We start from the raw sequence: 9,955 nt of genomic DNA on the forward strand, positions 1-9,955 counted from the left end.
GCACCGGACCGCCGGCCGAGCCGGCCGGCGACGCGTACGGCCCGGCGGAGGCGGCCGTCCCGCCGCCGCCGGTGCTGCGGGTGCTGCCCCTGGGCACCGGTCTGGCCCTCACCGGCCTCGGCCTGGCCTTTGTCGGCCTGCGGCTGCGGCGCCGCTGACCGGCGCCCGCGCCGCGGCCGCCGGACCGGCCTTCGGACCCGGGCCTCGGGCCGCGGCAGGGGCGCGTCGTACGGAACAATGGAGGCATGAACCAGCCGATGAACGAACGGTCGCAGGAGAGCCAGCACGTCCTGGTCGTCGGTCCTGACGGCATGGCCCTGGGCAGCGCCACGGCAGCCGGCTCCGGCGGCTCCGGCAATGCCGGGGAGGGCGCCGAGGACGACGCGTCGCGCGAGGTTCCCGTGACGGAGATGGTCGAGCAGCCCGCGAAGGTCATGCGGATCGGCAGCATGATCAAGCAGTTGCTCGAAGAGGTCAGGGCCGCGCCCCTGGACGAGGCCAGCCGGGTCCGGCTCAAGGAGATCCACGCCAGCTCGGTGAAGGAGCTGGAGGACGGGCTGGCGCCCGAGCTGATCGACGAGCTGGACCGCCTGTCGCTGCCCTTCACCGACGACGTCGTGCCCACCGAGGCCGAGCTGCGGATCGCGCAGGCGCAGCTGGTCGGGTGGCTGGAGGGCCTGTTCCACGGCATCCAGACGGCGCTGTTCGCCCAGCAGATGGCCGCCCGCGCGCAGCTGGAGCAGATGCGCAGGGCGCTGCCCGCGGGGATGACCGGCGGCGAGGGCGAGCGCCCGCAGGACGGCATCCGCTCCGGCCCGTACCTCTGACCCCTGCCGGTCCCCCGGCCCCCGGCCGACCCCTGCCGGTCCCCCGGCCGACCCCGGCCGCCCGGTCGGTCGCCGACCGGTAGCCGGGCGGGCGCGGGCCGGGTCGGGAGCCGTCGGGTCCGTGCGGCCGGCCGGGCCCCTGCCGCCGTCTGCCCGCGGCCCCTACGGCCCTGCCCGCCCGGCCCGAACGCCCCGGGGCGGGTACGGCCGGGACCGCGGCCCTCGTGCGCCCGCCGGGCGCCCCGGGCGGGCACCGCGGCGTACGGGGCCCGGGGCGGCGCCCTCGGTCCGTACCCGAGCCCACGGCCCCGCGTAGCGACTCCCCGCGCCCGCCCCCGGTCGGCCCTCGGCCGGGGCCTCCGGCCTGCCGCCTCGGCAGGCCGGAGGTGGCGGGCCGGTCAGGACGGGTTGCCGGTGGAGACCGTCAGCGTGATGGTGTCCGACTTCGGGTCGAACGGGTCGTCGTAGTCCTTGTGGTTGTATTCCAGGACGGTGTCCTTGCCCCAGACGTTCTCGTCCTGGTACTCGACCCGGTAGTGCCAGCCCGCCGCCTGGATGCACTGCTTCACCGACACCACCCACAGGTTCTGGAAGTCGGGCAGCACGTACTTGCCGGGCTGGTCGTACACCTCGCGCGCGTCGGTGCACTTCTTCGCGTCGATGGTCTTCGACTTGGTCGCGGCCCCGTCGTTGAACGTCGCGGTCGACGTCGGCGCCGTGCTCGGGGAGTCCTTGCCGCCCGCCTTGTCGTCCGAGCCGCCTCCGCCGCTGAGCGCGACGACCAGCACCACCCCGAGGACCGCGAGCGCCGCCACGGCCGCCGAGCCGATGATCACCAGCCGGTTGCCGCCGCCGCTTCGGCCGCCGCCGGAGGGCGGCGGGGTGGGCGCCAAGTTGTACGGCGGCGGGGTGCCCTGGCCGCCCGGGTAGCCGGGCGGCGGGGTGGCGTAGCCCTGCTGCGCCGCGGTGTGCGAGGGCGGCGGCGGGGTGGACGGGCCGAAGCCGCCGTACTGCCCGGAGCCGGGCTGCGGCTGAAGCTGCGACTGCGGCTGCGGCTGGTAGGGCGTCTGCACGCTGCCCGGGCCCGGGGGCGGCGTCCCCTGGCCGACCGGGGGGAAGACGGCCGAGCCGACGCCCGCGCCGCTGCGCGCGGGCGGGCCGCCGCTGATGATGATCGGGGAGCCGCCCGTCTGGCCGGTGTGCGACACCCGGGCGCACTCGTCGCGCATGGCCTCGGCGGTCGGGAAGCGCTCGTTCGGGTTCTTCTTCAGCGCCCGCGCGACCAGCGCGTCCACGGCCGGCGGGATGGACCGGTTGATCGAGGAGGGCGCGACGGGCTCCTCCTGGACGTGCGCGTACGCGATGGCCAGCGGCGAGTCCGCGTCGAACGGCAGCCGGCCGGTCAGCAGCTCGAAGAGCATGATGCCCACCGAGTACAGGTCGGAGCGGGCGTCCACGCCGCGCCCCAGCGCCTGCTCGGGCGACAGGTACTGCGGGGTGCCCACGACCATGCCGGTCTGCGTCATCGAGGTGACGCCGGACTGCATCGCGCGCGCGATGCCGAAGTCCATGACCTTGACCACGCCGCGCTTGGTCGTCATCACGTTGCCGGGCTTGATGTCGCGGTGGACCAGGCCCATCTCGTGGCTGATCTCCAGCGCGGCCAGCACGTCGCCGGTGATGCGCAGCGCCTTGTCGGCGGGCATCGCGCCGTACTGCCGGACGTCCTCGTCGAGCACCGTGCGCAGCGGCTTGCCCTCGATGTACTCCATCACGATGTACGGCATGAGGGCGCCGCCGACGGTGTCCTCGCCGGTGTCGAAGACCGACACGATGTTGGTGTGCGCGAGCTTCGCGACCGCCTGCGCCTCGCGCCGGAAGCGCTCCCGGAACGACTGCTCCCGGCCCAGCTCGCTGTGCAGGGTCTTGATCGCGACATGGCGGTCGAGGACGGTGTCGTACGCCAGGTGCACGGACGCCATGCCGCCCTGTCCGAGCAGGTCCGTGAGCTGGTACCGGCCCCCGGCGAGGGACTGGCCCTGGTACTGGCCCGGTGCGCCCTGCTGGCTCATATTGTGCTTTCCCCCTTGGCGCACTGCGTCGCCGCGCGCGGTCTTCCAGCGCACGCAGAGCGTGCCGGCCGCATCCGCGCTGGGGCGGATCCGGTGACCGTGGTGCTCGTGGTGCGTTCACCAATGTGGGACAAGTCTGCCGTAGGGCACGGACACGTCAAGCCACGTGCCCGTTCCGTGACCGGATGCGCAAGAACCCGCCACTGAATTTGCACGGGCTCACCGGCAGCGGGTTTGATGGCCGGTCCAGCGCGAAGCCTCCGTGTGCCCGGAGCCTGTAGCGTTCCCCTGGGACACCGTCCGGCCAGCCGCGGCGGCCGCCCCGCACACCGCCGCGCGAGCGGGACCGAACAAGACCGACCACGACGGCGAGGATCGATGGCACAGACCCAGCGCGCCCAGGGGCCCTCCGATCCTGACGCCATGGAGTCCGGAATGAACAGTAGGCCGGAGACGCCGGACCTGTCAGGCCCGCTGGACTCGTGGGGCGGCGGCGGGGTCGTGGGCGACGGCCGCTACCGCCTCACCGGCCGCCTCGGCCGCGGCGGCATGGCCGAGGTGTTCGCCGCCGAGGACGTCCGCCTCGGCCGTACGGTCGCGGTCAAGCTGCTGCGCGCCGACCTCGCCGAGGACCCGGTGTCCAAGGCCCGCTTCACGCGCGAGGCGCAGTCGGTCGCCGGGCTCAACCACCACGCCGTCGTCGCCGTCTACGACTCCGGCGAGGACGTCGTCGGCCCGCCCGGCGGCACGCGGAGCGTCGTGCCGTACATCGTCATGGAGCTGGTCGAGGGCCGCACCATCCGCGAGCTGCTGCAGAGCGCCGACGCGCCGCACCCCGAGCAGGCGCTCGTCATCGTCTCCGGCGTGCTGGAGGCCCTGGCCTACAGCCACCAGCACGGCATCGTGCACCGCGACATCAAGCCCGCCAACGTGATCATCACGCACGCGGGCGCGGTCAAGGTCATGGACTTCGGCATCGCGCGCGCCCTGCACGGCGCGGCCTCGACCATGACGCAGACCGGCATGGTCATGGGCACCCCGCAGTACCTGTCGCCCGAGCAGGCCCTGGGCAAGGCCGTCGACCACCGCTCCGACCTGTACGCGACCGGCTGCCTGCTGTACGAGCTGCTGGCGCTGCGCCCGCCGTTCGTCGGCGAGACCCCGCTGTCCGTGGTCTACCAGCACGTCCAGGACGCGCCCGTGCCGCCGTCGGAGATCTCCGGCGGCTGCCCGCCCGAGCTGGACGGCCTGGTCATGCGCTCGCTCGCCAAGGACCCGGACGACCGGTTCCAGAGCGCGGAGGAGATGCGCGGCCTGGTGCAGTACGCGCTGCGCATGCTGCACGAGGCCGGCCCGCACACCGGCACCTGGAACACCGGCCCGGTCACCCAGCACCTCGGCGCCGCCACCCCGGCCGGCGGCCTGCCCGGCACGGCCGCGCTGCCGCACCCCGCGCACGGCGACACCTCCCAGCAGCCGGTGCTGCCCCTGCTGGGCGGGCGGCCCGGCGACGGCGACGGCACCGGCGGCTACGACGGGTACGACGGCGGCCCCGGGGGCGGCGGGCACGACGGGCGCCGGGGCCGGCTGTGGCTGGTCGCCGTGCTCGCGGTGCTCGCCGTCGCGGTCGGCGTGGCCCTCGCCCTGAGGTTCGGCGGCGGCGACGGCGGCGGCGAGAACCCGAGCAAGCCGGAGACGAGCACGTCGCAGCGGGAGAACGAGACGCCGAGCCCGACCTCGGCGCCGACGACCGCGGACGCGACCCTGCCCGGCGAGCCCACCGGCGGCACCGAGGACACCCCGACGTTGCCGACGGAGCCCACCCCGACCGACACCGTCAGCGCCTCGCCGACGGACCCGGCCACCGACACGCCGACCGAGGAGCCGACCGACGACGGTGCCACCCCGGACGACGGCGAGCCCACCAGCCAGCCGTCCGAGGACCCGAACGGCGGCGACCCGACCCCGACGGCGGCGACGGACGGCGGCTCCGCGGCGGGCTCCACGGGCGGCTGACGCCGACGCCGCGGGCGGCTGGTGCCCGCAGGCGGGCCGAGCCCCGGGCGGCCCGGCGGCTGTCCGGTACGGACTCCGCGAGAAGCGCGTCCGCGTCCGTGCGACCTGCACGACAGGTTCCAGGCGGTGTGCGATCCGTACGACTCGCACACCGTGCGGCTGTGCGGCGTGCGAGTCGTACGGATTGCAACCTGTGCGGTGTGCGACCCGCGCGGTGTGCAACCTGTGCGGTGTGCAACCTGTGCGGCGCGAGGGGCCGCGGCGGCTCGCGCGGGTCGAGCCCGAGCGCCCGTCGTACGGCGCGGCGGGCGGCCGGTCAGCCGGCCCGGTGAGCCGGTTTCGGCCAGCCCGACCGGCCAGCCTGGCCAGGTCAGTCGCAGAAGGCGTCCCTGACCCGCTCGTACTCCCGCGTCCACCACACCGCCAGCGCCGCCGTCGCCGGGAACTGCGGGTCGGTGCGCCGGTCGCCGAGCTGGTAGCGCCAGCGCAGCATCCAGAAGTCGTTCAGCCGCTCCCACCACACCCGGTGCGCCGCCGCGGCCAGCTCGCCCGGCCCCGCGCCCGTCGCCCGGCGGTACGCGCGTGCGTAGGACCGCACCTTGGCCAGCTCCAGCGGGCCCCCGGGGCGTAAGAAGAAGATCGCGGCGGCCCGCACCGCCTCCTCGGCGCGCGGCTGCACCCCCAGCCGGTCCCAGTCCACGATCGCGGCCGGCTCGGTGTCCCGCTCGGTGTCCCGGTACAGCAGGTTCAGGGGGTGGAAGTCGCCGTGCACCCAGCCGGTGGCCGGGACGGCGCCCGCCTCCGGGCGGCGGTGCGCGTGCCGCTCCAGCAGGGCGCGCCGCTCGATGAGCCGGTGCTCGGCCAGCTCGTCGAAGGCGTCGCGCGGCCGGTGCCGGCGGGCCAGCGCCAGCAGCGCGTCGATGACGGCGAACGTGTGCTCGGGGTCGGCGGCGCCGACCGGCGCGTACCCGCCCTCACCCTCCGGTCGGCCCGAGCCCGGTCGGCGCGGCTCGCCGCGGGGCGGCGCGACGGCGGCCCGTAGGGGGTCCGGGCCGGTGCCCGGCCCGGCGGCCGGGCAGGTGTCCGCGGCGGTTCCCCGGCCGGTCTCGCGGCCGGATTCACGGCCGGTCTCGCGGCCGGTCTCGCGGCCGTCGCACAGCACGTACAGGCCCGGCGGCCCGCCCGCGCCCGGCACGGCCGGTACCGGCCCGCCGCCGCCCGTACGGTCGCTACGGGCCGCCGCCGCGCCCGGCGGGCCCGTAGCCGCGCGGAGCGCCGTACGAGGCTCGGCGCGGGGCTCTATGACCCGCTCCAGGCACGTGTGGACCCGGCCCAGCAACTCGCCGAGCCGGAAGGACTGGGAGGCCGTCAGCTGGTCCCCGTCGCGGTGCCGCCCGTCCACCCAGGGGTGCAGCGCGTACGCCCGGCCGCCGACGACCGCGACCGTGTCGCCGTCGGCGTCGGCCAGCGGCGGGGCGACCGGCAGGCCGAGGGCGCCGAGCCGCCAGGTCACCCGGTGGTGGCGGGCGATGGCGGCGCGGTCGCCGTCGAGGTGGTGCTTGAGGAAGAACCGGCCACGGGTGGTGGCGAGGCGGTACCCGCGGTTCAGCAGGCCGTGCGCGACGGGCTCGCAGGACAGCGGTTCGCCGGCGGCTTGGTAGCGGCGCAACAGGGCACTCAGCGTTTCCCCGTCGGGATCGGTCACGGCGGAGGGTGCAGGTGAGCGCGACACGTCCCAGATGGTAGATCACTGAACGTCACGACCGACACGCATCTTGACATACCAGCTCAACGTGGTATTGGCGCGCGCGACGGCGCCCGGCCGCCACGGCGCCACCCTCCGCCACCCCGCCGCCCGCCACCCCGCCGCCCGCCACCCCGCCGCCCGCCACCCCGCCGCCCGCCACCCCGCCGCCCGTCACCCCGCTCCCCGGCGCCCCGGGCCCGCGCCGGGACGGGAACCCGACCCCGCCCCAACCCGTGCCGGAAACATCCCCTTCACCCCACCCCATCCCGCTCTCTCCGCCCTGTCCCCGGCTCGCGCCCGAAGTCTTCCCGCCCCCTCGTCCGCCGCGTTAACGTGCCGTTGTCCCGGGGCCTTGCGAGGCTGTGACCAGTGGGTGTTCCCCGACCCGCGCGACTTACTTGGACATCCGAGCAAATCCGCAGGTCAGACGGGGTTTCTCATGGGTACGGCCCACTAGGTAACGTGCCTTTTGCAGGGCGCGCCGGGAACCTGTCACGCCCGGCCGGACGTTGGCGCACCACCCCCTGCGCTGTCGCCGAGCGGGCGAGCCGCATCCGGCCGACGGCGACCCCGGAGGCCGGACAGACGTCAGGAGCACACGTGACCGTGGAGAGCACCGCCGCGCGCAAGCCGCGCCGCGACAGCAGGCGCACCAGCGCCAGGAAGCGGCCGGCGGCGCGGCCCGAGCTGGTCCAGTTGCTGACCCCCGAGGGCGAGCGGGTGGAGCACCCGGACTACGCCGTCGACCCGACCCCGGACGAGCTGCGCGACCTGTACCGGGACATGGTCCTCACGCGCCGCTTCGACGCCGAGGCCACCACCCTCCAGCGCCAGGGCGAGCTGGGCCTGTGGGCCTCGCTGCTGGGGCAGGAGGCGGCCCAGATCGGCTCGGGGCGCGCCCTCCACGACGACGACTACGTCTTCCCGACCTACCGGGAGCACGGCGTCGCCTGGTGCCGGGGCGTGGACCCGGTGAACCTGCTGGGCATGTTCCGCGGGGTCAACCACGGCGGCTGGGACCCGAACAGCAACAACTTCCACCTGTACACGATCGTCATCGGCGCGCAGGCCCTGCACGCCACCGGCTACGCGATGGGCGTGGCCAAGGACGGCGCGGACTCCGCCGTGATCGCCTACTTCGGCGACGGCGCGTCCAGCCAGGGCGACGTGGCCGAGGCGTTCACCTTCGCCGCCGTCTACAACGCGCCGGTGGTCTTCTTCTGCCAGAACAACCAGTGGGCCATCTCCGAGCCCACCGAGCGGCAGACCCGCGTGCCGCTCTACCAGCGCGCCCAGGGCTTCGGCTTCCCCGGCGTCCGCGTCGACGGCAACGACGTGCTGGCCTGCCTGGCCGTGACCCGGGCGGCCCTGGAGCGGGCGCGGACCGGCCAGGGGCCGACGCTGGTGGAGGCGTTCACCTACCGGATGGGCGCGCACACCACCTCCGACGACCCGACCCGCTACCGCTCCAGCGAGGAGCGGGAGCTGTGGGAGGCCAGGGACCCGATCCTGCGGCTGCGCACCCACCTGACCGCCGCGGGGCTGGCCGACGACGCGTACTTCGCGGACCTGGACGCCGAGAGCGACGCGCTGGCCAAGCGGGTGCGGGAGACCGTGCGGGCCATGCCCGACCCGGATCCGGCGGCCCTGTTCGAGCACGTCTACGCCGACGGGCACCCGCTGGTGGACGAGGAGCGCGCGGAGTTCGCGGCGTACCAGGCGTCCTTCGTCGCGGAAGAAGCGACCACCGAGGGGAGGCGCTGACATGGCGGCCGAGCGGATGACCCTGTCCAAGGCGATCAACGCGTCGCTGCGTACGGCGATGGAGCAGGACCCCAAGGTGCTCGTCATGGGCGAGGACGTCGGCAAGCTCGGCGGCGTCTTCCGCGTCACCGACGGGCTCCAGAAGGACTTCGGCGAGGAGCGGGTCATCGACACGCCGCTGGCCGAGTCCGGCATCATCGGCACGGCCATCGGCCTGGCGCTGCGCGGCTACCGGCCGGTGGCGGAGATCCAGTTCGACGGCTTCGTCTTCCCCGCGTACGACCAGATCGTCACCCAGCTGGCCAAGATGCACGCCCGGTCGCTCGGCAAGGTCAAGCTGCCGGTGGTCATCCGCATCCCCTACGGTGGCGGCATCGGCGCGGTGGAGCACCACAGCGAGTCGCCCGAGGCGCTGTTCGCGCACGTCGCGGGGCTGAAGTGCGTGTCGCCCGCGAACGCGTCGGACGCCTACTGGATGCTCCAGCAGGCGATCCAGAGCGACGACCCGGTGATCTACTTCGAGCCCAAGCGCCGCTACCACGACCGGTCGGAGGTCGACACCGAGGCCATCCCCGGCCCGCTGCACGCCGCCCGCGTCGTACGGGACGGCACGGACCTCACCCTGGCGGCGTACGGGCCGACGGTGAAGGTGTGCCTGGACGCGGCGGCCGCCGCGGCGGAGGAGGGCACCTCGATCGAGGTCCTGGACCTGCGGTCGATGTCCCCGGTGGACTTCGACGCCGTGCAGCGGTCGGTGGAGCGCACCGGCAGGCTGGTGGTCGTGCACGAGGCGCCGGTCTTCCTCGGCTCGGGCGCGGAGATCGCGGCGCGCGTCACCGAGCGGTGCTTCTACCACCTCCAGGCGCCGGTGCTGCGGGTCGGCGGCTACCACGTCCCGTACCCGCCGTCCCGCCTGGAGGACGAGTACCTGCCGGGGCTCGACCGGGTGCTGGACGCCGTTGACCGTGCGTTGGCGTACTGAAGGGCGCGAGGAGCAGTGACGATGACAGCGACATCCCCCCAGGGCTCACCCCAGGGCTCGTCCCAGGGGCCGGCCCCGGGGGCGGACGCGCGGCGGTACCGCGAGTTCCCCATGCCCGACGTGGGCGAGGGGCTGACCGAGGCCGAGATCCTGAAGTGGTACGTCGCGCCGGGGGACACCGTCTCGGACGGGCAGGTGGTCTGCGAGGTGGAGACCGCGAAGGCCGCCGTGGAGCTGCCGATCCCGTTCGACGGCGTGGTACACGAGCTGCGGTTCCCCGAGGGGACCACGGTGGACGTGGGCACGCCGATCATCGCGGTGGACACCCGGCCGGGTGACGGGCCGCAGGGCCCCCCGCGGGAGGCCGGTCCGGCCGAGGACGGCGAGGGCGGCGAGGCCCCGGAGGGCCGCCAGGCCAACCTCGTCGGCTACGGCGCCGCCCCCGCGCCCACCAAGCGCCGCCCGCGCAAGACCCGGCCCGGCCCCGGCGGCCCCGCCGTCCGCAACGGCACCGAGGCCCCGGCCGGGCAGCGCCCCGGCCCCGCCG

7 protein-coding genes are annotated in these 9,955 nt (G+C 75.1%); 5 read left to right on the forward strand and 2 right to left on the reverse strand.

Annotation, left to right across the window (positions count from 1 at the left end):
• Nucleotides 1-245 precede the first annotated feature (245 nt).
• Nucleotides 246-827, forward strand: a complete 582-nt coding sequence (locus tag RKE29_RS23950; protein WP_312007672.1) for a bacterial proteasome activator family protein — start codon at nt 246-248, stop codon at nt 825-827.
• A gap of 398 nt (nt 828-1,225) precedes the next feature.
• On the opposite strand, the gene RKE29_RS23955 is transcribed toward RKE29_RS23950, so the two are convergent.
• The gene (locus tag RKE29_RS23955) at nt 1,226-2,899 is read right to left on the reverse strand and encodes a protein kinase (protein ID WP_312007673.1); all 1,674 of its coding nucleotides are present in this window, start codon (nt 2,897-2,899) and stop codon (nt 1,226-1,228) included.
• Between the two features lie 378 nt (nt 2,900-3,277).
• On the opposite strand from RKE29_RS23955, the gene RKE29_RS23960 reads away from it, so the two are divergent.
• Entirely contained in the window at nt 3,278-4,915 is a 1,638-nt protein-coding gene (locus RKE29_RS23960; RefSeq protein ID WP_312007674.1) for a protein kinase, read from the forward strand.
• A gap of 370 nt (nt 4,916-5,285) precedes the next feature.
• Here the strand turns inward: RKE29_RS23960 and RKE29_RS23965 are convergent, their stop codons facing one another.
• The gene (locus RKE29_RS23965; protein WP_312007675.1) at nt 5,286-6,647 is read right to left on the reverse strand and encodes a phosphotransferase; all 1,362 of its coding nucleotides are present in this window, start codon (nt 6,645-6,647) and stop codon (nt 5,286-5,288) included.
• A 615-nt stretch (nt 6,648-7,262) separates the two neighbouring features.
• Here RKE29_RS23965 and pdhA point away from each other — a divergent pair.
• From pdhA to RKE29_RS23980, 3 genes are all read left to right on the forward strand, one after another.
• A complete protein-coding gene (gene pdhA / locus RKE29_RS23970; RefSeq protein WP_312007676.1) occupies nt 7,263-8,426 on the forward strand; it encodes a pyruvate dehydrogenase (acetyl-transferring) E1 component subunit alpha in 1,164 nt (387 codons plus the stop codon).
• Nucleotide 8,427: 1 nt separating this feature from the next.
• On the forward strand, nt 8,428-9,408 hold the full coding sequence (locus tag RKE29_RS23975) for an alpha-ketoacid dehydrogenase subunit beta (protein ID WP_312007677.1): 981 nt from the start codon (nt 8,428-8,430) through the stop codon (nt 9,406-9,408).
• 111 nt (nt 9,409-9,519) lie between these two features.
• Nucleotides 9,520-9,955: biotin/lipoyl-containing protein (locus RKE29_RS23980; protein ID WP_312007678.1), on the forward strand; the 436-nt coding region annotated here is incomplete at its 3' end.

Origin of the sequence: Streptomyces sp. B1866 (assembly GCF_031932565.1) — a bacterium.
Taxonomy (GTDB): Bacteria; Actinomycetota; Actinomycetes; order Streptomycetales; family Streptomycetaceae; genus Streptomyces.